The organism is Amycolatopsis samaneae, assembly GCF_039541975.1.
Taxonomy (GTDB): domain Bacteria; phylum Actinomycetota; class Actinomycetes; order Mycobacteriales; family Pseudonocardiaceae; genus Amycolatopsis; species Amycolatopsis samaneae.
In genome coordinates this window covers 58,669-83,053 of sequence record NZ_BAABHG010000024.1, presented here as the reverse complement: position 1 = coordinate 83,053, position 24,385 = coordinate 58,669, and the positions used below count along the sequence as shown (strand labels likewise).

Sequence of the window (24,385 nt, the reverse complement as noted above, 5' to 3'; positions counted from 1 at the left end):
ATGTTCGCAGCGTGAGCCGAGGCAACCTGAACGCCCTCGCCGCCCAGGAGATCAGGCGGCGGATCTTCGCCGGGGAATTGCGTCCTGGCGCCAAAATCGACCAGGATGAGCTCGCCGAAGCTCTGGGAATCAGCAAGCTCCCGGTCCGCGAGGCGCTGATCGTGCTCGGCCACGAAGGCATCGTCGAGCACGTCGCCCGGCGCGGCGCGTTCGTCGCCGAGCTGACCCGTGACGACGTCCGGGACCAGTACCGTGTCTTCGGGCTCGTGTCCGGCTTGGCGGCGGAGCGGGCCGCGGTGAATCTCCCTCCGGAGAGCCTTCGGTCGCTGGCGGACCTCGTCGAGCGAGCCGGGGCGGGTGCTGATCCGGTCGAGCAGGAGCGGCTCAATTTCGAGTTCCATCGGCTGATCAACCATGGTTCGGGCTCGCGCAGGCTCACTTCGATACTTGGCCTCCTGGTCAGGACTGTCTCGCACGGGTTCTACGAGGCTCATGAGGACTGGCCGGGAAAGGCTGGGGAGGATCACCGTCGCATCCTCGATGCCTTGGCCGCGCGCTCGGGGCCGCAGGCGCGGGCGGCGGTGGAAGACCACTTCGCCGATGGCGCCGAGAGAGCTGTCGCCTTGCTGGAAGCGCAGGGATTCTGGGACCGCGTTTAGTCCTCTGCTTGCGAGCCGTGGGCGAGGCGATGACCGGACGGGCCTTGCGTCCCCCGACTAAGCATTTTATATTTTGCTGCCTTCTGGCCGCCGAGATCACCCGAGTCCGGGATGAGGAAGACATGAGCGTACAAGGACGTACCGCGCCCGCCGAAGTCAAGACGAAACGACGAGGCAAGGTGCTCACCGCCGCCATCGCGGCGCAATCGATCGAGTACTACGACTTCTTGATCTACGGCACCGCCGCCTCGCTGGTGTTCAACCGGGAGTTCTTCCCGTCGACGACTCCTGCTGCGGGGGTGCTGGCCGCGTTCGCCACGTTCGCCGTCGGGTTCGCAGGCCGCCCGGTGGGCGCGGCACTCTTCGGGCACATCGGGGACCGGTTCGGGCGTAAACCCGCGCTTCTCGGGTCGACCGTGGCGATGGCCGTGGCCACCACGCTGGTCGGGTTGCTGCCCACCTTCGCGTCGATCGGCGTGATCGCGCCGGTGCTGCTGGTACTTCTCCGTGTCGTCCAGGGGATCGCGGTGGGTGGCGTCTGGGGCGGCGCCACACTCCTTGCCGTGGAGCACGCCCCTGCGAACCGGCGAGGACTGCATGGCGCGCTTCCCCAGTTGGGCATCTTCACCGGGATGGTGCTGGGCAGCCTGGTCTACGTGGTGCTCACCGGGGTGCTGACGCACGACGAGTTCATCGCCTGGGGCTGGCGGGTGCCCTTCCTGCTCGGGGTCTTCACCTTCCCGGTCGTGCTGTTCATCCACCGCTACATCGAGGATTCCCCGGATTTCCGTTCGGTGGAGGAGAAGCTGGCGGCCAAGCCCAGGAGGTCTTCGGTGGTGGAGGTGCTGCGCCGGCCGAAGCGGCTGGTGCTCGTGGTCATCGTCTTCCTGCCCGCGACCATCATGTTCTAGGCGACCGCGACCGGCTTGCTCGACTACGGGGTGCGGGACCTCGGGATTGCCAAGGGGACGATGCTCACCGCGGTGATGTTCTCGATGATCGCGACGGGTGTGAGCACCGTCCTGTGCGGACGGCTGTCCGACGCCGTCGGCAGGCGTCCGGTCTACGCGGGCGGCGTGATTCTCGCGGGAGTCTGGTCGTTCGCGCTCTTCCCTTTGGCGGACACGAACAACTTCTGGTTCATCCTGCTGGCCATCGTGATCGGGCAGATCTCCGTGGGCGCCATGTTCGGCCCGGGGGTCACGATGTTCGCCGAGATGTTCCCGTCGGCTGTCCGGTTCTCCGGCGCGTCGCTGGGTGTCCAGTTCGCGAACATCCTGGGCGGGGGACTGGCCCCGTTCATCATGGTCGCGTTGATCGAGTCGACCGGGGCGACCGTGTCCGTTTCGCTGTACGTGCTGGCGGCCTGCCTGCTCAGCCTGGTCTCGCTGACCCGGCTCTCCTTGACCGTGAAGCAAGACCATGCATAATATAAAATATTAATTAGCTGTCACGGGAGGCCGCCATGACTCCGGATCACGAACCGAGCTTCCGCGAGCTGGCGATCCTCCGAGCCGTCGCCGCCGGGAGGGTGGAGATCACTTGCAGCAGCGAGCCGGATCTGTTCATCGACGGATTGCCGTGCTGTGACCAGTACACCGCGCACGCGCTCGCCCGTCGGGCGCTGGTCGTCCAGGCGAGGCCGGGGTCGATCGGACAGCGAGTCCCGGCCCGCTTGACCGGCGCGGGTGGCCTTGCCGCCGGGATCGCGGGCGAAGCGGCGTGAACGCCGGGGAAGACGGCGAGCGGGGCGGCGGCCGGATAGGTCGTCGTCCCGCTCGTGACCAGCGAGAGTTACTCCTCGTCGGACCAGAGGCCCCGGTCCTCGAGCATCTTGATGACGCTGTCGGCGCCCTCGAGGATGTGCTGCTCGGCGATGGTCCTTGCCTTGCGGGCGTGGCGGCCGCGCAGCGCTTGGACGAGTTCCGCGTGGTCGTTGCGAGTCGCGGTGACGTGCTCTTCGATCGAGGCGTAGAAGCGGTTCGGCAGGTGCTTGACCACAGAGCTGAGCAGCAGGGTGAGCCGGTGCGAGTCCGCCGCGAGGTTGATCTGCCGGTGGAAGTCGTGACCGAGATGGGCGACGGTCTCCTGGTCTCCGGCCTCGACGGCCTTCTCGAAGTCTTCGTTGATCGCTTCCAGCCGGGCGATCTGCTCGGGAGTGATCTTCTTCGCCGCGCGGGCGGCCAGTTCCGAAGAGAACTGAGCCTGTGCCCAGAAGAGATCCCGGATGTCCTGGCGCGAGACCGGTGCGACGACGAAACCGCGGCGCGGCACCAGATCGACGAAGCCCTCGCTGCGCAGGGAGAGCAGGCCTTCGCGGACGGGCGTGTTGCTGACGCCCACGGCCTCGGCGATCGGCTCCGTACGCAGGAATTCGCCGGGCTTCACCTGGCCCGACATGATGAGCTCGCGCACGTAGGTGGCGACTTCTTCGGGCAGCTGCTGCCGTGCTTCGCCGCCTCGCAGCCTGATCGAGTGGTCGGCCACCCGGCACCTCCCCAAATCGGTTGCGAACATCATATACAACGTTCTGTCGATTATGGCACGGCATCGGCGCCTGATCGCGCAGGATCAAACATAATATGTCAAGGGAGTGCGATGACGACCGAGGTGAACGGACCGTTGAGCGGGGTGCGGGTGGTCGCGCTCGCCGGAATGGGACCGACGCCGTTCGCGAGCATGCTGCTGGCGGACATGGGGGCCGAGGTCGTGCGAGTGGCGCGTCCGGCGAATCGCCAGGGACGCGCACTCGGGCAGACCGAAGGAATGGCGCCCGAACACGACCTCGCCAACCGTGGTGTCGGAACGGTCGAGGCCGACCTCAAGAGCGCCGCCGGTGTCGAATCGGTGCTGCGCCTGGTCGAGTCCGCTGACGTCTTCGTCGAGGGGTACCGGCCGGGAGTGGCCGAGCGTCTCGGCCTCGGACCGGAGGAGCTTCTCCGGTGCAATCCGGCGCTTGTGTACGCCCGCCTGACCGGATATGGCCAAACCGGCCCGCTGGCGCAGCAGGCCGGCCACGACATCAACTATGTTGCGCAGTCCGGCGCCCTGCACGCGATGGCCAGGGCGGGTGAGGCCCCGCGGCCACCGATCAACTTGCTCGGCGACTACGCGGGTGGTGCGCTGGCGGCGGCCTTCGGCGTCGTGTGCGCCGTTCTGGAAGCCCGGTGTTCGGGCCGTGGCCAGGTGATCGACGCGGCGATGCTCGACGGTGTCGCGTTGCTGACGGCCAAGTTGCAGGGGCTGCGGGCCGCGGGCCGCTACGACGACGAACCCGGCACCAATTACCTGGACTCCGGCGCGCCCTTCTACGACACTTACGAATGCGCCGACGGGCGCTACGTGGCGGTGGGTGCCTTGGAGCCCGACTTCTACCGCGAGTTCGTCACGCGGCTCGGCACCGACCTGACGGAATGGCCCGAGCAGGACGACCGGACCGAGTGGCCGCGCCTGCGAAAGCTGATCGCCGAGGCGTTCGCGGCGAAGGACCGTGACGAGTGGGCGCGGATCTATGAAGGTACCGATGCCTGTGTCACACCGGTGCTCACGTTCGACGAAGCCGCGGAGCATCCGCACAACGCCGAGCGTGAGGTCTTCCGCCGTGTCGGCGGCGTGTTGCATCCGAGCCCCGCACCCCGGATGGGGCGGACACCCGCCCGCGAGCCGCAGGCGCCGGTGCCGGACCTTCTCGACGTCGACCAGGTGATCAGCGCCTGGTCAGGCGCGCCGTCTCCGAGGGAAGCATCCCGAACCGCTCGCGGTACTGGTGAGCGAACCGTCCAGGATGGAAGAAACCCCAGCGTGCCGCGATCTCGGTGACCGACCAGCGCGTGTCCGAGACCAGTTCGAGGTGGACCCGGTCGAGCCGGACGCCGCGCAGGTACGCCGTGGGGGACATGCCCACCACCTCCTGGAACCCCGCTTGGAGGGCGCGTGCGCCGATCCCGGCCCTGGCCGCGAGATCGGCGGTCGTGAGCTCTTCCTCGGGGTGGCCGTCGATGTGGTCGATGATCTCCCGGATCTTGGAGTGCTTGCTGTGCGCCGGCTTGCTGTGCAGATCGGCGCTCAGCTGACTGGGCACCGTCATGAGCAGCTGGCTCATCAGCGCCGACTCCAGTTCGTGGCAGGCGGCCGGAATCGTGGCGACCCCGCCTTCCCTGCTCAGTTCGGTGTACAGGAAACCGACGGTGGCGAGCAGTGCCTGTGCCGAGCTGGACTTCAAGGGAAACGTCAGGTCGAAGGCGATTTCCTCGTCGACCGGCCGTCCGATCAGCTTGGCGGCGTGTGCCTCCAGGAGGTCCTTGGGCAGTTTGACGTGGTACTGCCAGGAGTCTGCGCTCCACTGCACCATGACCGGGGCTTCGGGAACGAACGCGACACCGGCCTCGCCCGCCGCGAACCTGCGGCCCACGCCGTTCTGCTCGACCGTGCTGTGCCCGGTGACCGGCAGGTTGACGTGATAGCAGAGCCGCATCGCCGGACCGTGGATGGTCGTGTCCGCGCCGTAGGACATCCGGGCGATCGTCAGCCGCAACGACGGGGCCAGATCGAGCCGGAATTTCAGATCGCGGCTTTCGGCCACGTGTACCTCGTGGCTGGCGAAGGTCTTCGTGACCTGCTCGTGGGCGACGTCGAGGTCGCCGGTACGGAAGTTGAGCGGGCGCATGACGGCCTCCTCACGCTTCATTGCGATCCCTAAAATATATCATATTTATGTGCGCGGGCCCCGGACCTGCGAAAAGTGGATGGCCGCACTTCGCTCACGGGATGGTGACCGCCGCCACTCGGGCATACGTTCTCCACACCCGACGCACCGAGCGCACCAGTGGAGTTGTGCGACATGAGTGAACAGAGCAAGACGCCGGTCCTCGAACGGACCCCAGTGGACGGCCCCTGCCCCCGTTGCGGGGCTGCCGAACTCCGCCGCTACCCCGTGGTTTCCGAGGGTGGCTGGTTCCAAGTCGTCAAATGCCAGAACTGCCTGCTGTCGGTCGAACGCACGCCGTGGTCACGGCTCGGCCCGATCCAGCTCCTGTCCGACCTGCTGTAGCGGAGGAATCAACGATGATCGCAGTCGATGTCGGCGGCACGTTCACCGATGTGGTGGCACTGCAGGACGGTGAGATCCGCACCGCGAAGGTGTCCACGTCCTACACCGAGGTCTACGGACCGGTCCTGGAAGGAGCCGCTACCCTCGGCGTCGAGAACGCCGAGGTGTTCAACCACGCCAGCACGCACGGCCTCAACGCCGTGATCACCCGGCGGCTGCCCAAGATCGGGTTCCTGACCACCGAGGGGCACCGCGACATCCTCGACATGGGACGGGTCTGGCGGCCCGCGTCGGCCATTCTGGACCCGCGCTGGCGGCGCAGTTTCGGCGACGCGGCCCGCCCGCTGGTCGAGCGCTACCTCCGCCGGGGTATCGGCGAACGGATCACGGCCGACGGTGGCGTGCTGTTCGAACTGGACGAAGCGCAGGCGCGAGCCGAACTGGAAGTACTCCGCCGCTGCGGGGTCACCGGGGTCGCGATCTGCCTGATCAACGCCTACGTCAACCCCGTGCACGAGGTACGGCTGCGTGAGCTGGTCCGCGAGGTCCTCGGTGATGTCCCCTGTTCGATCTCCAGCGAGGTCTCCCCGCTGGCCAAGGAGTACGCGCGGGCGTCCACCACGGTGGTCGACACCTTGATGAAGATCATCTATTCGGACTACACCGCGAAGCTGGAGAAGGGGCTCGCCGACCTGGGCTTCACCGGGCAGCTCAACTTCGCCGACTGCGCGGCCACCCTCGTCCCGTCCGACCGGGCGATGGAGCAGCCGTTCCGCATCGTGTTCTCCGGCCCGGCCGCCGGCACGGTCGCCTGTGCCCACTTCGGCGCGCTGATCGAGGAGCGGGATCTGCTGTGCGCCGACGTCGGCGGCACCTCGTGCGACATCAGCGTCGTCACGGCGGGCGAACCGTTCGTCAACACGACCTTCGAGCTGGAACACGATCTCGTCGTCAACGCGCTGGCCAACGACATCTCCAGTATCGGCGCGGGCGGCGGCAGTATCGTCGCGATCGGTTCCGCGGGCGAGGTCAAGGTGGGCCCGGACAGTGCGGGCGCGGACCCCGGACCTGCCTGCTACGGCCGGGGCGGCACACAGCCGACCACCACCGATACCTGCCTGATGATCGGCATCATCGACCCCGAGCGCTTCGCCGGCGGCAAGGTCGGGCTCGATCCAGCGCTGGCGAGGCGGGCGTTCGAGGGCCTCGACTCGGAGTTCACGCTCGCCCAGCGGGTCCGCTACGCCTACGAGATGGCCGTGAACAACATGGCCGAGGGCGTGTTCAACATCGCCATCAAGAACGGCGTCGACCCACGCGACTACAGCCTCGTCGCCTATGGCGCGGCCGGCCCGATGCTGCTGCCCGCGGTGCTCGACACCGTGCACTGCAAGCAGGTGATCGTGCCGCCGAATCCCGGCCTGTTCTCCGCGCTGGGCCTGCTGTCCGCCGACCAGGTCTTCACCGTCAACCGCAGCGCCTACCTCGTGCTCACCCCGGAGGCGGCGCCGAAGATCGACACGTTGTTCACCGAGATGGAGGCGCGGCTGCGGGAAGGCCTCGACGGCGGGACCCGCGTGACCTTCCACCGCAGCATGGACGCCCACCTCGTCGGGCAGAGCTGGGAGACGCCGTTCGTCCCGGTGCCCGACGGCACGATCGACGACGCCGCGATCGCCACCATGATCGGCGCCTTCCACGACACCTACGAGGGCCGGTCGGGCAACCGCTTCGAGATGCTTCCCGTCGAGGGCGTGACCTTCCGCGTGCGGGCCGTCCTGGACACCCCGAAGGTGACCTACCCGGAACTCCCGGCTCGCGGTGACGAACCGCTCGAACCGGTCCGTACCACCGTCCTGCGGTACCTCGGCGACGGCGAAGCCGGTCAGGAAGCGGCCGTCTACGACCGTGCCGCGCTGCGATCCGGCGATGTGCTCGAAGGACCGGCCATCGTGGACGAAGGGCTGTCGACAACGCACATCGGTGCGGGGCAGCGCGCGAGCGTCGGCCGCTACGGCGAACTGATCATCCGGAGGAAGTGACCACAGTGGACACACGTTTGCGCGACATCCCCGACGACGAGTTCGGCGCCGCCTACGGCAGTGACCGGTTCACCACCGCGGTGATCCTGAACCGGCTGCGGTACGCGGTGGAGCACATGTCCACCGGCTTCATGCGGGAGGCGTTCTCGCCGATCATCCGCGACTGGTACGACTTCGCCTGCACCATCAGCGGCCCGCCCGAGCGCGGCTACCCGATGGCGGTGGTCAGCAACAGTCTCGTGGTCTTCCTCGGCACCCTCGGCGACGCCGTGCGCAACACGGTCGAGGAGTACGGACCGGAGAACCTCTCGCCGGGCGACGTGCTGATCTGCAACGACCCGTACCGCGGCGGCACGCACGTCAACGACGTCTGCTTCATCCGGCCGGTCTTCGTCGACGGCGAGATCGTCTCCTTCGTCAACATGCGCGCCCATCAGCTCGACATGGGCGGGACCGTGCCCGGAGGGTTCTCCGCCACGAAGTCGAATGTGTACGAGAATGGGCTCGTCATCCCGCCGGTCCTGTTGTGGTCCAAGGACGAACCGGTGCGGTCGACGTTCAGCCTGATCTTCGACAACACCCGCTGGGGCGGGATGCTGCTGCCGGACTTCAAGAGCATCCACCAGCAGCTCAAGCTAGGCGAGCGGCTCGTGCTGGAGAACATCGAGCGCTACGGCCTCGACGCCTATCTCGGCACGCTCACCTACGCCTGTGACACCTCCGCCGAGCGCATGCGCGAGGCGATCGCGCTGGTCCCCGATGGTGATTACACCGGCTCTTCGCTCATCGACGCCGACGGCCTGGACGACAGCGTCGACTACACCGTGAAGGTGACGCTGCGCAAACGCGGGCAGGACATCGAGGTCGACCTCGACGGCACCTCGCCGCAGGCTCGCACCTGCGTCAACTGCGGGGTGCTGGACACGAAGACCGCGGTCGGCGTCGCGCTGACGATGCTGCTGGATCCCGAAGTGCCGTTCACGTCGGGCACCTGGCGCACCATCGACCTCGCCACCCCACCCGGCACGGTGGTGTCGTCCCTGCCGCCGGACGGCGGGATCATGATGTTCTGGGAGGCGTCCGGTGCCGTCGTGTCGGCCATCTTCGCCGCTCTCAACCCCGTCCTGGGAGAGAAGGGCGTAGCGGGCGACTACGGCTCCACCAACACGCACAACGCGTCCGGGCTGACCGCCGACGGGACTCCCTGGACGAGTGCCACCCAATGCGGTGGCGAGCACGGTCCGTGGGGTGCCACCAAGGACGGTGACGGCGACAGTTACACGGTGCTGTTCTTCCTGAACAACCTCGATCCGGCGACGGAGACGATCGAGCACGACTCGCCGGTCGTGATGCTGCGCAAGGAACACGCGATCGACACCGGCGGCGCGGGCACCTTCCGCGGCGGGGCGGCGAACCTCAAGGACACGCTCTGGCTGTCCGATGCGAGCCACTACCTCTCGCCTTTCCGGACGAAGGTGCCGAGTGGTGTCGGCGCCAACGGCGGTCAGGCCGGTCCTACCGGCGCGATGTGGTTCTTCCCGCCCGGAGCGAACGGAGGCGGGCTGCTCGGGACCGGTCAGGATGCCTACGCCGGCAGCGTCCCGGTCGCGGGCGTGCTCGACCCGGAGACCAAAGCGCTCGATCCCGAGACCGGCGTCTACCACTACTTCGCCAGCGAACCGGTGTGGAAGACCGAACCCGGTGCCGTCCTGCGCTGCGTGACCAACGGTGGTGGCGGCTGGGGCGACCCTTTCGCCCGCGACGCCGAACGCGTGCTCGCCGACGTGCGCAACGAGTACGTCAGCGTCGAGGGCGCGGCCAGGGACTACGGCGTCGTGATCGCCGGCGACGCGCACCACGACCCCGAAGGCCTGCGCGTCGACGAGCAGGCCACCACGAAACTCCGTACGAACAGGATTGAGGAATGATTCCCGCTTTCGACGACCGCACGCTGTTCTTCGCCTTCTCCACGTTCACGGGTGAACGATCCGCCTTCGACCAGTGGTACGACGAGGAGCACATCCCGCAGGTGATGGACACGACCGGCATGGTCGGCGCCCAGCGGTTCGTGGTCGCGGACACCAAACCGCTGTCGGGCACCGAGCCGGTCGACTACGGGCACGCGGCGCTGTACGAGCTGGACGGCAGCCCGGCGGGCTTCCGCGACGAGGTCAAGCGGATGCTGAGGTCCGGCGACATGGTGCTGCCGGACTTCATGGTCCAGCCGTTCACGGCCCTGTTCCTCGAACCGGTCAGCGAACCGCACCACTCGGAACGCTTCGACAAGCTCGAAGACCTCGACGATCGTCACCTCTGGCTCGTCTTCAGCGAACGTCCGGCGGACAGCGCCGAGTACGACAAGTGGTACGACGACGAGCACATCCCGCAGGTGCTGTCGGCACCCGGATTCGTCCGGGCGCAGCGGTTCGTCACGTCGGGCGTCAAGCCGTTGCCCGGCGTCGTGACACCCGAAGTGAGCCACTTGGCGATCTACGAGACCAGCGGTGACCTGGGCCCGATGCGCGAAGATGTCAAACGGCAGCTGGTCTCCGGTGACATGGTCTTGCCGGACTTCATGAAGCTGCCCTTCGGCTCGATGTTCCTGCGGCCGGTGAGCCCGTTCTTCCCGGCGAAGGGGGCGAAGTGACCACCGGTGGGGTGGCAGTGCCGCACCTGGACGACGTGTTCCTGGCGGGGGAGTGGGTGCCCGCCGACGGTGATACCCGCGAAATCGTCTCGCCGAGTACCGGTGAGCCGGTCGCGACGGTCGGGCTGCCATCGGAAAAGCACGCTCTCGCCGCGATCCAGGCCGCTCGCGAAGCACTGTCCACGTGGGCCGAACTCCCGGTGACGGAACGCGTCGAGATCTGCGGCCGGTTCTGCGCTGAGCTGGAGGCGCGGCTTGAGGACATGGGCGCGGTCTGGGCGGTCGAGTCCGGGATGCCGGTCCGCTACAGCCGCACCCTGCACCGGTTCGCCGCGGTGGCGGCCTGGCGGACACTGCTGGACAGCGCGGGCAACGTCCTCTGCGACGACTCCCGCGAGTCCGCGCTCGGCGACCTCATGCTGCGGCGGGAAGCGGCGGGTGTCGTCGCGGCGGTCATCGCCTACAACGGACCGCTGGTGACGATCGCGAGCAAGGTCCTGCCCGCCCTGCTCGCGGGCTGCCCGGTGATCGTCAAGGCGGCGATCGAGTCGCAGCTGATCATGCGGATCATCGCCGAATGCGCGGCGGGCGCGGGATTCCCAGCGGGCGCGCTGAGCATTCTTTGCGGTGACGCGGAAATCGGCCGCACCCTGACCGCGAGCCCCTTCGTCGACATGGTGTCGCTCACCGGCGGCCGGGTGGCCGCGCAGCAGATCATCGAGGCCACCCGGCACCGGTTCGCCCGCACCCATCTCGAACTGGGTGGGAAGTCCCCGGCGCTGATCCTCGACGACGCGGACCTGACCGTGGTGCTCAAGACGCTCGTGCCGGGGGCGACCAGCGGCGGCGGTCAGGTCTGCGCCGCGCTGTCCCGGATCCTCGTGCCCGAGCGACGGCACGACGAGATCGTCGACGTGCTGCGGCAGGCGTGGGAAGGGCTCACGATCGGCGATCCGCTCGACCCGCGGACCCAGCTCGGGCCGCTCGCTTCGCCGTCGGTCGTCGAACGCACCGAAGGATTCCTGACGCGGGCTGTCGGCGACGGCGCCCGGATCGTCACCGGCGGGAAGAGGCCCGAAGGGTTCGACGGCGGCTGGTACTTCGAGCCCACGCTCGTCACCGACGTCGCCCGTGATTCGGAACTGGCGCGGGAGGAGGTCTTCGGTCCGGTCACGGCCGTGCTGACCTACGCCGATCCCGAGGACGGGCTCCGGCTGGCGAACGACACCAGCTACGGGCTGTCGGCGAGTGTCTATACCGCTGATCACGAGAAGGGCATGGAGTACGCCCGCCGGATCAGGGCGGGTTCGGTCGCCGTCAACGCGTTCGGCCCGGCGGTCACGGCGCCGTTCGGCGGGATGAAGGGTTCGGGCTGGGGCAGGGAGGCCGGCCCCGAAGGAATCCTGGAATTCACCGAGCTCAAGCAGATCCTGCGGGGCAGGGGAGGTCCGAGATGACGTTCAACTGGATCCTCGACGCCGCACCCGGCAAGGACAGGGTCGCGTTCAGCTTCGACGCCCGAGTGCGGATGACCTACGGAGAACTGGACGTACGGACAAGGCAGTACGCGCGTGCGCTCCGCGAACTGGGGCTGGGCAAGGGCGACCGGCTCGGGCTGATGTTGTTCAACGACGCCGAGTACGTGCCGCTGTACCTGGCGGCCGCGAGGCTCGGCGTGATCACCGTCCGGCTGAACTTCCGCCTCGCCCCGGCGGAACTGGCCTTCATCCTGGCCGACTCCGGGACCTCGGTCGTCGTCGTGCACGGCAGCCTGACCGAGCGCGTCGAGCCCATTCGGCACGAGACCGGTGTGGGCACCTATGTGGTGCTGCCTGACACGGACGAGCCGGTGCCTTCGTGGGCGTCTCCCTTCGCTGTGTTGCAGGGCAAGGAACCCCTCGACGACCTGCCGGAACTGGGGGAACAGGACGCGATGAGCCTGCTCTACACCTCGGGCACCACCGGGTCACCGAAGGGCGCGGTGTGGACACATCGCAACACCGTCGCGGTGGCGACCGGTCAGGCCCTGCGATGGCAGTTCACCGAGGACACCGTCGCGCTCGTTCCCGGTCCGATCTATCACGCCGGCGGGTTCGAGGCTGTCGTCGCGCCCGCGCTGCTCATGCACGGCCGGGCGGTGTTCCTGCCGTCGGGAAACTTCACCGTCGACAGGTTGCTGGAGGTCCTGCGCGTGGAGCGGGTGACCGACTGCCTGCTGTTCCCGTTCATGCTCAACGAACTCCTGCACCGGCCCGACCTCGAAGACCGGCTGCCGTCGTCGCTGCGACGGTTCATCCTCGGCGGGGACACGCTCATGCCGTCGACCGCCGAGGAGGTCAAGCGGCGGCTGCCGGAGGTGAAGCTCACCCAGGTCTACGGGCTCACCGAAGGCGGTGCGATCGCGACGACCCTCGAAGACGCGGACTTCCTCGCGCAGCCGAAGAGCATCGGACGACCGCTGCCGCTCGCCGAAGCGCGGGTAGTCACGCCGTTCGGTGAGCAGGCCGCGGCCGGTGAGGTCGGCGAGATCGAGGTCCGCAGCGCGGCGGTGAGCCAGGGCTACTGGAACCGTCCTGACGCGACGGCCGCGACCTTCCACGACGGCTGGTGCCGGACGGGTGACCTCGGGTACGTCAACGCCGACGGCTTCCTGCATCTGGCCGGCCGGGCCAAGGACATGATCCGCAGCGGCGGGGAGAACATCTACCCCGCCGAGGTCGAGAAGGTGCTGGCGGCCCATCCACGGGTGCTGGAGGCCGCGGTCGTCGCCGTTCCGGACACGCGCTACGCCGAAGTCGGTTGCGCGGTCGTCGTCGCCGAGCCGGGCCCGTCCATCGAGACCGAGGCGCTCCGGGCGTTCTGCCGGGAACGGCTCGCCGGGTACAAGGTGCCCAAGTATTTCGTGTTCGCGGACGAACTTCCGCGCAACGCCTCGGGAAAGATCCTCAAGTTCCGGCTGCGGGAGACCCACGCCGCCATCGAGTCCGAAGTGGACGGAGAACGGGCATGAACGTCTTGATCAGCGGAGCCGCGGGTGGTGTGGGCTCGGCGACGGCACGCCGGTTCGCCGCGGACGGCGCCAAGGTCGCGGTCACCGACATCAACGCCGAACGGCTCAAGGAGGTCGCCGACGAGATCGGCGGAATCGCCCTGCCCGCCGACGGCACGCGACGCGAAGCCCTGTCTGAAGTAGTGCGACAGGCCGTCGCCGACCTCGGCGGCCTGGACACGGTGATCGCCACGCAGGGCGCCGCTGTCGCCGGCACCGCGAGCCCCAAGGCCGACGACGCGTGGTTCCGCGCCTTCGACGTGAACCTGCACGGCTCGTACTTCCTGGCCGGTGAGGTACTGCCGCATCTGGTGGAGAGCCGCGGGTCGCTGGTGCTGTTCGCCTCGACCGCGGGATTGCTTTCCGGTCCTCCGGGCACGGTGGGGTACAGCGCGGCGAAGGCCGGTGTGATCGGCCTGGTGCGCTGGCTCGCGCGGGACTACGGCCCGCGCGGCGTCCGGGTGAACGGGGTCTGCCCCGGCTGGGTCCGCACGCCGCTGGGGGAGGGCGCGATGAGCTACCTCGCCGAGCGTGAGGGCATCACCGTCGACGAGGCGTATCGGGTGGTGGCCGAGCACACGCCGTTGCGCCGGGTCGCCGAACCCGAGGAGATCGCGTCGGTGTGCGCGTTCCTGGCGTCGCGGGACGCCTCGATCGTCACCGGGCACGTGCTGGTGGCCGACGGCGGTGGTGCGGCGGTGGACCCGGCGACCACGGTCTTCGACGCGCCTTGAGACCTGTCCGGTCTGGGCTTGGCGTGAGTCATGAGGGTGTCGCGAAAGCCACTTTCGGGACGTCTGGTGTCCCGAAAGTGGCTTTCGCGACACGCGCTTACGTGGGTGCGGGAGTCAGCGCAGATCGCGGGTGAGGAACTCCCGCAGGTGAGCGGTGAAGACGTCGTTGTCGTCGCCGGTGATCATGTGGCCGGTGGGGACGACGACCTGTCGCGCGGTCGGGACCAGGCCGAGGAATTCCGCCGCGGACTCGGCCGTCACGATGTCCGAGTGCAGGCCGCGCACCAGCAGGGTCGGCGCCGCGATGCTGCGAGCGGCGCGGTCGAGCCGTTCGGGGGAGTAGTACCCCGCGTCGGCGGTCGGGCCGAGGAAGCGCGGATCCCAGTGCCAGTACCAGCGCCCGTCCTCGCGACGGCGCAGGTTGCGTTTGAGCCCGTCGAGACTGCGCGGCCGAGGTCGTCCCGGCCGGTAGGCGGCTATGGCGTCGGCGGCTTCCGCGAGACTGGCGAACCCGTGCGGGGCGCCGGTCATGAACCGCTTGACTCGGGACTGCCCGGAGTGGTCGGTGCGGTGGGTGATGTCGACCAGCACGAGCCCGGCCAGAGTGCCAGGACGTTCGCCCTCGGCGGCGAGCGCGGTGCGTCCGCCCAGCGACGCGCCGACCACCACGGGCTTCGTGTCCAGTTGCGAGATGACCGCGTAGAGGTCGGCGGTGAAGTCGTCGAGGGTGTAGCGGCCGTCCGGGGACCATTCGCTGTCGCCGTGGCCCCGGGTGTCGAGCGTCCAAGCCTGCCAGCCGTCTTCGGCGAGTGAGTGCGCGGTGCGGTTCCAGGAGTGCCGGGTCTGGCCGCCGCCGTGCAGCAACAGCACTGCGCCGCGTCGTGAGCCGGGTCGTTCCCATCGGTCGGCGCTGAGCCGGAGTCCGTGGGCGCCGCGGAAAGTGGTCGCCTCGTGGTGGAGCATGCCGGTCACCTCTCGCCTCGGGACGGGTTCGTAGTATATATTTTATATTTAACGACGGGAGACCACGATGAAACCGTATCGCTCGATGCTCTTCGTTCCCGGCCACAAGGCGGCCTGGGCGGACAAGGGCATCGCCTCGGGGGCGGACGCCTTGATCCTCGACCTCGAGGACTCGGTCCCTGCCGCGGAGAAGGAGCAGGCTCGCAAGACCGTCACCGACACGATCGACCGGCTGACCGCCGACGGGGTGCGCCCCGACCTGTGGGTGCGGGCCAACCCCGAGGTGAGCGGACTGCTGAGCGCGGACCTCGAAGCGGTGGTCCGCCCCGGCCTCGCGGGACTCTTCCTCGCGAAGGTGTTCACCGCGCGGGAGATCGTCCGCCTCGACGGCGTCCTGACCCACCTGGAACAGCGGGACGGGCTCGAACCCGGTTCGGTGAAGCTGATCCTGAGCTTCGAGACGGCCACGTCGATGGCGCACTGCGAGGAGATCGCCGCCGCCAGCCCGCGCGTCGCCTCTTTGCTGGGTGCCACGGGGCCGAACGCCGACGTCGGACGTGAGCTCGGCTTCGAATTCACCCCGGCCGGGCTGGAGACGCTCTACCTGCGCAGCCGCCTGGTGCTCGCGGCCCGGTCGAACGGTCTGCACCACCCGGTGGCGGGCGTGTGGCAGGACATCAAGGACCTCGACGGCTGCCGCCGGTTCTGCCTGGACAACCGCGGCCTCGGGTACCGGGGCCTGGTCGCGATCCACCCGTCGCACGTCGCGGTGGCGAACGAGGTGTTCGCGCCGCCGCCCGAGCAGGTCGATCAGGCCCGCCGGATGATCGCCGCGTTCCGCGAGGCGGAGGCCGCCGGAAGCGCGGCGGTCGACTTCGAGGGGCAGCACATCGACATCGCGCACGTGAAGACCGCCGAGGGCGTCATCGAGCTGGCGGACGCCTTGTCGATCCACGCGTGACAGCGGACATATATAATATTTTTGAAAGGATCATCCGATGGCAGGCCTGTACTTCGAGGAGTTCGAACCCGGGATGGTCATCGACCACCCCACCCGCCGCACCGTCACGGAGGCGGACAACACGCTGTTCAGCGTGATGACGCTGAATCTCGCGCCGCTGCACCTGGACGCCGAGTACAGCAAGAACTCGATCTACGGTCAGCGGCTGGTCAACAGCCTGTTCATCCTGGGGCTGGTGTCCGGGGTGACCGTGCCGGAGACGACGCAGGGGACCACGCTCGGCAACCTCGGGTTCGAGCAGATCAAGTTCCCCAAGCCGGTGTTCCACGGCGACACCATCCACGTGCGCACCGAGATCGTCAGCAAGCGCGAGTCCAAGAGCCGCGACGACTCCGGCATCGTGATGTTCCGGCACTTCGGGATCAACCAGCGCGATGAGATCGTCTGTGACGCGCTGCGCGCCGGGCTCATGATGAAGCGTCCCGTGAAGCAGGACTGACCATGCCTGACATCGCTTGGGTTCCGGACGACGCGGTCCGGGAACGCAGCCGTCTGCTGGCCGCGCTGCGCCGATGGGGTTTCGCCGGGGTGGAGGACCTGAACCGCCGGGCCATCGCGGACCCGGAGTGGTTCTGGCGTGAGGTGGTCGACGACCTTGGTGTCGAGTTCGCGGAGCCGTTCACCCGGGTGCTGGACGAGTCCGAGGGCAAGCCGTTCCCGCGATGGTTCTCCGGCGGCCGGATCAACGTCGCTCAGTTGGCCGCTCATCGCCACGCGCGGTCCGAGAAGCTCGCCGTGGTGTACGAAGGCGACTCGGGACAGCGCCGGACCTTGACCTTCGCCGAACTGGACGAGCAGGTACGCCGGTTCGCCGCGAACCTGGCCACGCTCGGAGTGTCCCGGGGTGATCGGGTCGTGTTGTTCATGCCCGTGGTCCCGGAGGCTGTCGTGGCTTTCCTGGCGATCGCGATGCTCGGCGCGGTGTCGGTCCCGGCCTTCAGCGGCTACGCGTCCGACGCGCTGGCCACCCGGCTGCAGGACTCCGAAGCCGTCGCGCTGATCACCGCGGACGGCACCACCCGGCGCGGCAAAGAGATCCCGCTCAAGGCCACGGCTGACCAGGCGGTCGCCGACGCGCCGTCCGTGCGCACGGTCGTCGTCCTTCGGCACCTGGGCACCGAGGTGCCGATGAGCCCCGGCCGCGACGTCTACTACGACGAACTGGACACCGAGCCCGCGCCGGTCGAGACCGTGGCCACGGAGTCGAACGACCCGCTCACCATCGTCTACACCTCCGGAACGACCGGGAGGCCGAAGGGCATCGTGCACTCGCACGGCGGCTTCGCCGTCAAGACCGCCACCGACTTCGCCTATGGCTTCGACGTGCACGCCGATGACGTCGTCTGCTGGATCACCGATCTCGGCTGGCTGGTCGGCCCCATGCTGATCGCCGGACCGCTACAGCTCGGCGCGACGATCGTGATGATCGAGGGGCTGCCCACCCATCCGACGGCGGACCGGCTGTGGGACGTCGTCGAGCGCAACGGCGTGACCGTGCAAGGCATCGCCCCGACGGCCGCGCGTGCTCTGCGTTCCGCACAGGAGCGGCCGGCGCACGCCCTTGCGACGCTGAGGTCGTTCGTCTCCACCGGTGAAGCGTGGGACGAACCAACCTGGTGGTGGCTGTTCGACCAGGTCGGGAAGCGGCGTGTCCCGATCGTCAACTACAGCGGCGGCACCGAGGTCGGTGGCGGGATCCTGGTCGGCTACCCGTTCCTGCCCGCCGCGCCGGCGGCGTTCACGGGCCCTTTGCCGGGCGTCGACGCGGTCGTGCTCGACGACGACGGGAAGCCGGTCGTGGACGCGATCGGCGAACTGGCTGTGCGCAACACGTTCCCGGGGATGACGCACGCGTTCTGGCAGGACCGGGAGCGGTATCTCGACGCCTACTGGGCCCGGTTCGACGGTGTATGGGTCCACGGCGATCTGGCGAGTGTGGACGATGACGGTTCGTGGGTGATCCACGGCCGCTCGGACGACACGCTGAAGCTGGCGGGCCGCCGGGTCGGCCCGGCCGAGATCGAGGCCGCGCTGCTCAAGGACGGGCGGATCGCGGAGGTCGCGGTCATCGGCGCCCCCGACGAACGCCGCGGCCAGCGCGCGGTGGCCTTCGTGGTGCTCCGGCACCAGGACGTCGACCTCGACGACCTGCGTGCGACGGCGCTGGCGAACGCGGGCAGGTCGTTCGCCCCGGCCGTGTACGTCGTGAAGACCTTGCCCAAGACCAAGAACGGCAAGATCATGCGCCGCGCGATCCGATCGCGATTCACCGGCACGCCGGTCGGCGATCTGTCCTCTTTGGACCCGGCGACACCGTTGGAAGACATCCCCGTCCTCGCGGACGAAGACTAGGAGAGCGGCAATGACGGAAACCGAGAACACCGTCGAGATCGTCCGGAAGGCCACCCGGGAGCTGGCGCGGAAGTTCGACAACGACTACTGGCTGGACAAGGACCGCAAGCACGAATACCCGTGGGACTTCATCAAGGCGTTCGCCGCGGGCGGCTGGCTCGGCGCGATGATCCCGGAGGAGTACGGCGGTATCGGCCTCGGCCTCAAGGAAGCGGCCGTGATGATGGCCGAGATCTCGTCGTCGGGCGCCGGGATGAGCGGCGGGTCGGCGATCCACTTCTACGTCTTTCCGCCGGCGCCGGTGGTCAAGTACGGCTCGGAGGAGATGAAGCGCGAGTTCCTGCCGCAGCTGGCGTCCGGCGACCTGCTGATGGCGTTCGGCGTCACCGAACCCGACGCCGGGGTGGACACCTCGCGGATCAAGACCAAGGCCGTCAAGGTGGACGGCGGCTGGAAGGTCAACGGCCAGAAGGTCTTCATCACCAACGCCCAGAACGCGCAGAAGATCCTCCTGCTGGCACGGACGTCACCGCGTCGCGACGACAAACCCTTGTGGGGGATGTCGCTGTTCCTCGCGGACATGGACCGCGAGCACATCGCGGTGCGGGAGATCGACAAGCTGGGCCGCGCGGCCATCGACACCAACGAGCTGTTCATCGACGACCTGTTCGTGCCCGAGGCCCGGCTGGTCGGCGAGGTCGACAAGGGTTTCTACTACCTGCTCGACGGTCTCAACCCCGAGCGCATCGTGGTGGGCATGGAGGGCATCGGCCTCGGCCGGGCCGCGCTGGAGATCGCCTCCGAGTATGCGAAGAACCGAGTGGTGTTCGACCGGCCGATCGGCCAGAACCAGGCCGTCGCCCACCCGCTGGCCGACTCCTGGATCCGGCTGGAGGCTGCCGAGGGCATGGCGATGCGGGCCGCCGAGCTGTTCGACGAGGGGAAGCCGTGCGGTCCGGAGGCCGCCGCCGCGAAGTACCTGGGCGCGGAGGCCGGTTTCGAGGCGTGCGACCGCGCGTTCTCGACGCTCGGCGGCTACGCGTACGCGAAGGAGTACCACGTCGAACGGCTGTGGCGTGAGGTGCGGCTGCTGCGCAACGCCCCGTTCTCGCAGGAGATGGTGCGCAACTACGTCTCGCAGCAGGTGCTTGGCCTGCCGCGGTCGTACTGACTGGTCACCTGGGTCGTGAGTGGCGATTCGGGTACTAACCCGAATCGCCACTCACGACCAACCCGGCCGACCCGGTCTGGCCAGATGCGCCGTGAGCAGCACGAGGATGATCACCAGCACCGCGATCACTGTGTAGGGCGGAAGCCAGAAGGCGAAGGCCGCGGCGACGGCGAGCGCCACGACCCCGACGGCACGGGCGAGGCCGCCTCGCCCGGTCTCCAGCCGGAAGTAGACGGCCTGCGACAGCAGGTAGAGAGCGGGCCCGGCGAGTACGAGAACGCCGCCGGCGCCGGCACGGTCGTCGTGGACATGGGCGAGGACCAGATCGATGCCCGCCGCGAAGACGACCAAGCCGGTGAGGACCCCGTAGATCACGTTCATCCCGCGGTGCACCGAGCGCAGCGGGTCCGCCGTGGTCGCGATATGGCTCATGACCGCCTGCTCGGCCCGCCCGAAGTAGATCGCCCACAGACAGACCAGCGCGAGGAAGGCGCCGACGGCCACCAGCAGCGTCAGGGTGTCCGGCGTGTGCTCCGCGAGGACACCGCCCAATGTCAGCACGGTTTCACCCAGCAGGATGATGAGGAACAACCGCATCCGTTCGAGCATGTGGTCGACGTCGAAGGTGAGCCGTTCGGTCCGGGTGGTGCGTCCCGGCGTGGGATGCGCCGTCCACGTGCCGATCAGGTCGATCACCGCGGCGGCGCCCCACCACCAGATCCGAGTCCCCGGGGAGACCGCCGCGCCGATCACCCACAGCGGCGTGGACACCGCGAACCACACCAGGACGCGGACGAAATGCCCGCGCAGGGCGGGATTCGGCGCGGCCACGGCGGCGTAACACCCCGGACCCACGAGCGCGAGCAGCATCGGTACGACGAAAAGCCACGGATTCTCGGCGAACGCGTGGGTGATGCCCGCGTTCATGAAGAGCCCGAGGCCCATCACGGCGATCGCGATGACCCGCGTGGCACCACGGTCGATGTCGAGCAGGGTGAGCTCGAACGACGTGAAGGTCCAGACGCCGCACACGGCGATCACCGCGATCAGTGTCTCGGCGGCGCCGAGCCAGCTCAGATGGTCGACCAGATGATGCGTCAGCCGCCCGATGGCCAGGACGAACACCAGGTCGAAGAACAGTTCCAGCGGTGAGACGTCCCGGTGGGTCCGTCGTGTTCCTTCGGACATCGGCGCTCAGTCGGTGCGGAGCGCGCTCAGGTCCGCGCGGACGTCCACGGGTTCGTCTGCCAAAGGCATGTTGTCGGTGTCCTTGACGCCGTCCGCGGCGCTGGCGGAGTCGCGCGCGGCCTGGCCGAACAGGGCGGTCCAGTCGCCGGTGGGCGAGCCCGGTCCGGAGTAGACCTCGAAGGTCTTGCCCAGGCTGGCCTCGTTCCGCACCGTCTCGGCCAGCAGCGCGCCGAGAACCGCCCGGTCGATGCCGCCTTCCCCGGCGTCACCCTGCTCCAGCGTGACGTGCCGTCCCGCGTCGCCGCCGTCGAGCCAGCCAGGCCGCACGACGGTGTAGGGGAGACCGCTCAGCCGCACGACCCGCTCCGAACGCCGCTTCCAGTCCAGCGCGTGAGCGCCGTCGTTGAAGTAGTGGTCGCGGCGGGTGACGAAGATCGACGTCTGGAGCACGAGCCGGGCTTTCGCGCCGTCGAGCGCGCGCAGGACGTTGACGACGCCGCCGTAGTCGACGCGCCGCACGGAGTCGGCCCGGCTGTCGGCGTCGGAGCCGTGCACGAAGACGATGTCGTCGATTCCCCGGAGTGCGGCTCGCAAGCTCGCGATGTCCTCCAGATCACCGACGACGATTTCGGTGCCGGGGAGCAGCGACGCGGCACGCTGTTCGTCACGGGCCAGTGCCACGGGGGTGAGGCCGCGTTCGGAGAGGGCCGGTACGACGTGGCGCCCGGTGCGGCCGGTCGCGCCGACGACGAGGACGCGGTCACTCGCTTCGGACATGGGATTCTCCTTCTCGGGTGGCTTCGGTCGCTGCCCAGCTGGCGAGCAGTTGCAGAGCCTGTTGCGACGGTGAGCCCGGTTCGGCGGTGTAGCCGGTCAGGGTGAGGCCCGCGCTGCTGAGGACGTCCAGGCCTTCGAACCTCAGCGCCAGGTCGCCGACCGCGTGGTGGTGGAACTGTTTCGTGCCGCGCCGGTGCGCGACGACGTCGTGCTCGGCCCAGCGGGTGCGGAACGGCTCGCTGCGGGTGGCGAGATCGCCGACGAGGCCGGTCACGGCCTTCGAATACGGCGCGCGGGCGGCTTCGACGTGCAGGAGGGCCACGGAGTCGTCGGCGGCTTTCTCCCAGTCGGGGAAGGTCTCCTCGGCGCGGTCGTCGAGGAAGATGAATCTCGCCAGGTTGGGTGTCCCGGTGGACCGGTCGAAGACGTCGGAGTAGAGGGCGCGGCCGAGGGCGTTCGCGGCGACGATGTCGAGGTGGCCGTTCTGCACGATCGCGGGCGCGGTGACCATGGTGTCGATCAGTGCCTGGAGTCCTTCCGGGACGGACTGGCGCATAGTTCGTCCCCGTCCGGGACCTTTGCCCGCGTGTTTGGTGGTCGCCCTCGCCAGGTCGAACAGGTGTGCGGTCTCGACGTCGTCGAGCTGGAGCGCGGTGGCGATCGCGTGCAGGATCTCGTCCGAGACGCCGGCGACCTGCCCGCGTTCGATCTGGACGTAGTACTCGGTGCTGACCCCGGCCAGGATCGCCACTTCTTCGCGGCGCAGGCCGGGTACCCGCCGCCGCCTGCCGGACACGAGCCCGACCTGGTCGGGCGTGATTTTCGCGCGGCGTGTCATCAGGAAGTCCCTGAGGTCCTTGGCGATCTCCATGACCTGAGCGTAAGCCCGCTCCCGGCCCTGATGCAGGGGCTGCCAGTACCCCCGATAGGCGGCATCTGCCACGCGCGCCCACGACGACGCAGAGTTGGTCTCGTAGCCCGGACCGGCCGGGCATCACGACTCTAGGAGCTCCGCAGTGGAAGCCATCACCTTCCCCAACGGCCCGATCACCATGGCGGGCAACCTGTACCTGCCGGCCGACTTCGACCCGAAGGGCAGCTACGCCGCGATCGTCACCGTGCATCCCGGCGGCGGTGTGAAGGAGCAGACCGCCGGCCTGTACGCCTCCAAGCTCGCCGAGCAGGGCTTCGTGGCGCTGGCCTACGACGCCTCGTATCAGGGTGAGTCCGGCGGCGAGCCGCACTTCCTCGAAGACCCCGCCGCCCGCGTCGAGGACGTCCGCGCCGCCGTCGACCACCTGCAGTCCCTCGAGTACGTCGACGCGGAGCGTATCGGCGTGTTCGGGATCTGCGCGGGTGGCGGCTACGCCGTCAACGCCACGATGACCGACCACCGGATCAAGGCCATCGGCACCGTCAGCGCGGTCAACATCGGCAGCGCCTACCGCAAGGGCTGGTTCGGCACGGACGCCGACTCCGCCGCCGTCCCGACCCTCGACGCCGCCGCGCAGCAGCGCACCGCCGAATCACAGGGCGCCGACGCCGCCTACATCCCTTACGTCCCGGTGGAAACCGACGAGAACACCCCGCGTGACATGGTCGAGGCGCACGACTACTACCTGACTCCGCGCGCCCAGCACCCCAACGCGCAGAACAAGAAGCTCTTCACCAAGAGCATCACCCGCATCTTCGCCTTCGACGCCTTCCACCTCGTCGAGGACCTGCTGACCCAGCCGCTGCTGGCGATCGCGGGCAGCGACGCGGGTTCGCTGTGGCACACCACCGAACTGCACGCCCGCGCCCGGAGCCCGAAGAAGCTCGTCGTCGTCGAAGGCGGCGCCCACATGGACTTCTACGACGTCCCGCAGTACGTGAAGCGCGCCGTCGACGAGGCCGTGCCGTTCTTCGAGGAGAACCTGCCCAAGGCGAAGTGACCCGTCTCGCAAGATGTTTTCTATAAAATATTTTCTCGGTAGCATGAGGTGAGCTCGCCGGGTTCCGGTGGGCAGCCGGAACCCGGCCGTGGAGGAACTGTGGACTTCAGGAAGCTGGTCTCGGAGCGCTGGAGCTGCCGGGCGTACTTGCCCGACCAGGTGCCCGACGACGTCATGCGGGACATGTTCGAGATCGCTCAGCAGACCGCTTCCTGGTGCAACACCCAGCCCTGGCAGGTCCACGTCCTGAAGGGCGACGCGACGCGGCGGTTCGCGAAGAGCCTGACCGAGCACGCCAAGACACACGAACAAGCTTCGGACCTTGGTATGCCGGACGGCTATCACGGCGTCTACAAGGACCGCCGTCGTGCCGCCGGCTACGCGCTCTACGCCAGTTTGGACATCCGGAAAGAGGACTGGGACGCCCGCGTGGCGCAGCGGCTGAAGAACTTCGACTTCTTCGGCGCTCCTCACGTCGCGATCGTGACCACCGATCGCGAGCAGGGCACATACGGCGCGATCGACTGTGGCGGCTACGTGGCGAACCTGCTGCTGGCGGCCCGGTCCCTCGGGGTGGCGACGATTCCCCAGGCGGCGATCGCCATGCACGCCGACCACGTCCGCGAATACCTGGATCTCCCCGAAGACCGCTTGGTCGTCTGCGCCGTCTCGTTCGGCTACGCGGACACCGAGCATCCGGTGAACGGGTTCCGCACGGAACGCGCCTCGGTGGACGACACCGTCTTCGTGGTAGGGGACTGACACAGGTAAGGAAAAGGCCGGAAGGAACCAGGTTCC

Annotated in this window: 24 protein-coding genes; 18 read left to right on the top strand and 6 right to left on the bottom strand. The window is 68.4% G+C overall.

The window, feature by feature from the left end:
- The first annotated feature begins 11 nt into the window (after positions 1-11).
- The 4 genes from ABD987_RS41585 (at position 12) to ABD987_RS41570 (ending at position 2,385) form a co-directional block, all read left to right on the top strand.
- Complete coding sequence (locus ABD987_RS41585; RefSeq protein WP_345407957.1) at positions 12-659, top strand: GntR family transcriptional regulator; 648 nt, start codon at positions 12-14, stop codon at positions 657-659.
- Positions 660-781: 122 nt separating this feature from the next.
- Entirely contained in the window at positions 782-1,570 is a 789-nt protein-coding gene (locus tag ABD987_RS41580; protein ID WP_345407955.1) for an MFS transporter, read from the top strand.
- 15 nt (positions 1,571-1,585) lie between these two features.
- Positions 1,586-2,089: an MFS transporter gene (locus ABD987_RS41575; protein ID WP_345407953.1), complete on the top strand. Its 504-nt coding sequence runs from the start codon at positions 1,586-1,588 to the stop codon at positions 2,087-2,089.
- Positions 2,090-2,124: 35 nt separating this feature from the next.
- A complete protein-coding gene (locus ABD987_RS41570) occupies positions 2,125-2,385 on the top strand; it encodes a hypothetical protein (protein ID WP_345407951.1) in 261 nt (86 codons plus the stop codon).
- A 68-nt stretch (positions 2,386-2,453) separates the two neighbouring features.
- Here ABD987_RS41570 and ABD987_RS41565 read toward each other — a convergent pair whose 3' ends face one another.
- The gene (locus tag ABD987_RS41565; protein ID WP_345407949.1) at positions 2,454-3,146 is read right to left on the bottom strand and encodes a GntR family transcriptional regulator; all 693 of its coding nucleotides are present in this window, start codon (positions 3,144-3,146) and stop codon (positions 2,454-2,456) included.
- Between the two features lie 111 nt (positions 3,147-3,257).
- Here ABD987_RS41565 and ABD987_RS41560 point away from each other — a divergent pair, with 111 nt between their 5' ends.
- Positions 3,258-4,478, top strand: coding sequence for a CaiB/BaiF CoA transferase family protein (locus ABD987_RS41560; RefSeq protein ID WP_345407947.1), 1,221 nt, complete (start codon positions 3,258-3,260; stop codon positions 4,476-4,478).
- Here the strand turns inward: ABD987_RS41560 and ABD987_RS41555 are convergent.
- On the bottom strand, positions 4,366-5,325 hold the full coding sequence (locus ABD987_RS41555) for an AraC family transcriptional regulator (protein ID WP_345407945.1): 960 nt from the start codon (positions 5,323-5,325) through the stop codon (positions 4,366-4,368). The genes ABD987_RS41560 and ABD987_RS41555 overlap by 113 nt on opposite strands.
- Positions 5,326-5,499: 174 nt before the next feature.
- On the opposite strand from ABD987_RS41555, the gene ABD987_RS41550 reads away from it, so the two are divergent.
- Genes ABD987_RS41550 through ABD987_RS41520 form a run of 7 tightly spaced genes read left to right on the top strand, consistent with a single transcriptional unit; the run spans position 5,500 to position 14,181 of the window.
- Positions 5,500-5,709, top strand: a complete 210-nt coding sequence (locus ABD987_RS41550; protein WP_345407943.1) for a hypothetical protein — start codon at positions 5,500-5,502, stop codon at positions 5,707-5,709.
- 14 nt (positions 5,710-5,723) lie between these two features.
- A complete protein-coding gene (locus tag ABD987_RS41545) occupies positions 5,724-7,751 on the top strand; it encodes a hydantoinase/oxoprolinase family protein (protein WP_345407941.1) in 2,028 nt (675 codons plus the stop codon).
- Between the two features lie 5 nt (positions 7,752-7,756).
- The gene (locus ABD987_RS41540) at positions 7,757-9,679 is read left to right on the top strand and encodes a hydantoinase B/oxoprolinase family protein (protein ID WP_345407939.1); all 1,923 of its coding nucleotides are present in this window, start codon (positions 7,757-7,759) and stop codon (positions 9,677-9,679) included.
- Positions 9,676-10,398 carry a hypothetical protein gene (locus ABD987_RS41535; protein WP_345407937.1) on the top strand — a complete coding sequence of 241 codons (723 nt, stop codon included), beginning with the start codon at positions 9,676-9,678 and terminating at the stop codon, positions 10,396-10,398. Before ABD987_RS41540 ends, ABD987_RS41535 begins: the two co-directional genes overlap by 4 nt.
- Positions 10,395-11,855 carry an aldehyde dehydrogenase family protein gene (locus ABD987_RS41530; protein ID WP_345407935.1) on the top strand — a complete coding sequence of 487 codons (1,461 nt, stop codon included), beginning with the start codon at positions 10,395-10,397 and terminating at the stop codon, positions 11,853-11,855. The genes ABD987_RS41535 and ABD987_RS41530 overlap by 4 nt, the downstream gene beginning before the upstream one ends.
- Positions 11,852-13,408 carry a class I adenylate-forming enzyme family protein gene (locus ABD987_RS41525; RefSeq protein WP_345407933.1) on the top strand — a complete coding sequence of 519 codons (1,557 nt, stop codon included), beginning with the start codon at positions 11,852-11,854 and terminating at the stop codon, positions 13,406-13,408. Before ABD987_RS41530 ends, ABD987_RS41525 begins: the two co-directional genes overlap by 4 nt.
- Positions 13,405-14,181 (top strand): SDR family NAD(P)-dependent oxidoreductase, encoded by a 777-nt coding sequence (locus ABD987_RS41520; RefSeq protein WP_345407931.1) that lies wholly within the window; start codon positions 13,405-13,407, stop codon positions 14,179-14,181. Before ABD987_RS41525 ends, ABD987_RS41520 begins: the two co-directional genes overlap by 4 nt.
- A gap of 114 nt (positions 14,182-14,295) precedes the next feature.
- Here ABD987_RS41520 and ABD987_RS41515 read toward each other — a convergent pair whose 3' ends face one another.
- On the bottom strand, positions 14,296-15,144 hold the full coding sequence (locus ABD987_RS41515) for an alpha/beta fold hydrolase (RefSeq protein ID WP_345407929.1): 849 nt from the start codon (positions 15,142-15,144) through the stop codon (positions 14,296-14,298).
- A 67-nt stretch (positions 15,145-15,211) separates the two neighbouring features.
- Between ABD987_RS41515 and ABD987_RS41510 the strand changes: the two genes are divergently transcribed.
- Genes ABD987_RS41510 through ABD987_RS41495 form a run of 4 tightly spaced genes read left to right on the top strand, consistent with a single transcriptional unit; the run spans position 15,212 to position 19,688 of the window.
- On the top strand, positions 15,212-16,105 hold the full coding sequence (locus ABD987_RS41510; protein ID WP_345407927.1) for an HpcH/HpaI aldolase/citrate lyase family protein: 894 nt from the start codon (positions 15,212-15,214) through the stop codon (positions 16,103-16,105).
- Between the two features lie 37 nt (positions 16,106-16,142).
- Positions 16,143-16,604, top strand: a complete 462-nt coding sequence (locus tag ABD987_RS41505) for a MaoC family dehydratase (protein WP_037347224.1) — start codon at positions 16,143-16,145, stop codon at positions 16,602-16,604.
- 2 nt (positions 16,605-16,606) lie between these two features.
- Entirely contained in the window at positions 16,607-18,517 is a 1,911-nt protein-coding gene (locus ABD987_RS41500) for an AMP-binding protein (protein WP_345407922.1), read from the top strand.
- A gap of 10 nt (positions 18,518-18,527) precedes the next feature.
- Complete coding sequence (locus tag ABD987_RS41495) at positions 18,528-19,688, top strand: acyl-CoA dehydrogenase family protein (protein ID WP_345407920.1); 1,161 nt, start codon at positions 18,528-18,530, stop codon at positions 19,686-19,688.
- Between the two features lie 51 nt (positions 19,689-19,739).
- Here ABD987_RS41495 and ABD987_RS41490 read toward each other — a convergent pair whose 3' ends face one another.
- The 3 genes from ABD987_RS41490 to ABD987_RS41480 are packed head-to-tail and all read right to left on the bottom strand — an operon-like array spanning position 19,740 to position 22,524.
- A complete protein-coding gene (locus ABD987_RS41490) occupies positions 19,740-20,876 on the bottom strand; it encodes a low temperature requirement protein A (RefSeq protein ID WP_345407917.1) in 1,137 nt (378 codons plus the stop codon).
- A gap of 6 nt (positions 20,877-20,882) precedes the next feature.
- Positions 20,883-21,653 (bottom strand): SDR family oxidoreductase, encoded by a 771-nt coding sequence (locus ABD987_RS41485; RefSeq protein WP_345407915.1) that lies wholly within the window; start codon positions 21,651-21,653, stop codon positions 20,883-20,885.
- On the bottom strand, positions 21,637-22,524 hold the full coding sequence (locus tag ABD987_RS41480) for a helix-turn-helix domain-containing protein (RefSeq protein WP_345407913.1): 888 nt from the start codon (positions 22,522-22,524) through the stop codon (positions 21,637-21,639). Before ABD987_RS41480 ends, ABD987_RS41485 begins: the two co-directional genes overlap by 17 nt.
- 145 nt (positions 22,525-22,669) lie before the next feature.
- On the opposite strand from ABD987_RS41480, the gene ABD987_RS41475 reads away from it, so the two are divergent.
- Together ABD987_RS41475 and ABD987_RS41470 are read left to right on the top strand one after the other, a co-directional pair.
- A complete protein-coding gene (locus ABD987_RS41475; protein ID WP_345407912.1) occupies positions 22,670-23,587 on the top strand; it encodes an alpha/beta hydrolase in 918 nt (305 codons plus the stop codon).
- Positions 23,588-23,686: 99 nt separating this feature from the next.
- Positions 23,687-24,349 carry a nitroreductase gene (locus tag ABD987_RS41470; protein ID WP_345407910.1) on the top strand — a complete coding sequence of 221 codons (663 nt, stop codon included), beginning with the start codon at positions 23,687-23,689 and terminating at the stop codon, positions 24,347-24,349.
- The last annotated feature ends 36 nt before the right edge of the window (positions 24,350-24,385 follow it).

Excerpts from the sequence above, each read along its gene's own strand:
- ABD987_RS41520 (WP_345407931.1), top strand. The coding sequence starts at position 13,405 with ATGAACGTCTTGATCAGCGGAGCCGCGGGTGGTGTGGGCTCGGCGACG.
- ABD987_RS41510 (WP_345407927.1), top strand. The coding sequence starts at position 15,212 with ATGAAACCGTATCGCTCGATGCTCTTCGTTCCCGGCCACAAGGCGGCC.
- ABD987_RS41515 (WP_345407929.1), bottom strand. The coding sequence starts at position 15,144 with ATGCTCCACCACGAGGCGACCACTTTCCGCGGCGCCCACGGACTCCGG.
- ABD987_RS41560 (WP_345407947.1), top strand. The coding sequence starts at position 3,258 with ATGACGACCGAGGTGAACGGACCGTTGAGCGGGGTGCGGGTGGTCGCG.
- ABD987_RS41545 (WP_345407941.1), top strand. The coding sequence starts at position 5,724 with ATGATCGCAGTCGATGTCGGCGGCACGTTCACCGATGTGGTGGCACTG.
- ABD987_RS41485 (WP_345407915.1), bottom strand. The coding sequence starts at position 21,653 with ATGTCCGAAGCGAGTGACCGCGTCCTCGTCGTCGGCGCGACCGGCCGC.
- ABD987_RS41535 (WP_345407937.1), top strand. The coding sequence starts at position 9,676 with ATGATTCCCGCTTTCGACGACCGCACGCTGTTCTTCGCCTTCTCCACG.
- ABD987_RS41500 (WP_345407922.1), top strand. The coding sequence starts at position 16,607 with ATGCCTGACATCGCTTGGGTTCCGGACGACGCGGTCCGGGAACGCAGC.
- ABD987_RS41505 (WP_037347224.1), top strand. The coding sequence starts at position 16,143 with ATGGCAGGCCTGTACTTCGAGGAGTTCGAACCCGGGATGGTCATCGAC.
- ABD987_RS41550 (WP_345407943.1), top strand. The coding sequence starts at position 5,500 with ATGAGTGAACAGAGCAAGACGCCGGTCCTCGAACGGACCCCAGTGGAC.
- ABD987_RS41490 (WP_345407917.1), bottom strand. The coding sequence starts at position 20,876 with ATGTCCGAAGGAACACGACGGACCCACCGGGACGTCTCACCGCTGGAA.
- ABD987_RS41480 (WP_345407913.1), bottom strand. The coding sequence starts at position 22,524 with ATGGAGATCGCCAAGGACCTCAGGGACTTCCTGATGACACGCCGCGCG.
- ABD987_RS41580 (WP_345407955.1), top strand. The coding sequence starts at position 782 with ATGAGCGTACAAGGACGTACCGCGCCCGCCGAAGTCAAGACGAAACGA.
- ABD987_RS41495 (WP_345407920.1), top strand. The coding sequence starts at position 18,528 with ATGACGGAAACCGAGAACACCGTCGAGATCGTCCGGAAGGCCACCCGG.
- ABD987_RS41525 (WP_345407933.1), top strand. The coding sequence starts at position 11,852 with ATGACGTTCAACTGGATCCTCGACGCCGCACCCGGCAAGGACAGGGTC.
- ABD987_RS41555 (WP_345407945.1), bottom strand. The coding sequence starts at position 5,325 with ATGCGCCCGCTCAACTTCCGTACCGGCGACCTCGACGTCGCCCACGAG.
- ABD987_RS41570 (WP_345407951.1), top strand. The coding sequence starts at position 2,125 with ATGACTCCGGATCACGAACCGAGCTTCCGCGAGCTGGCGATCCTCCGA.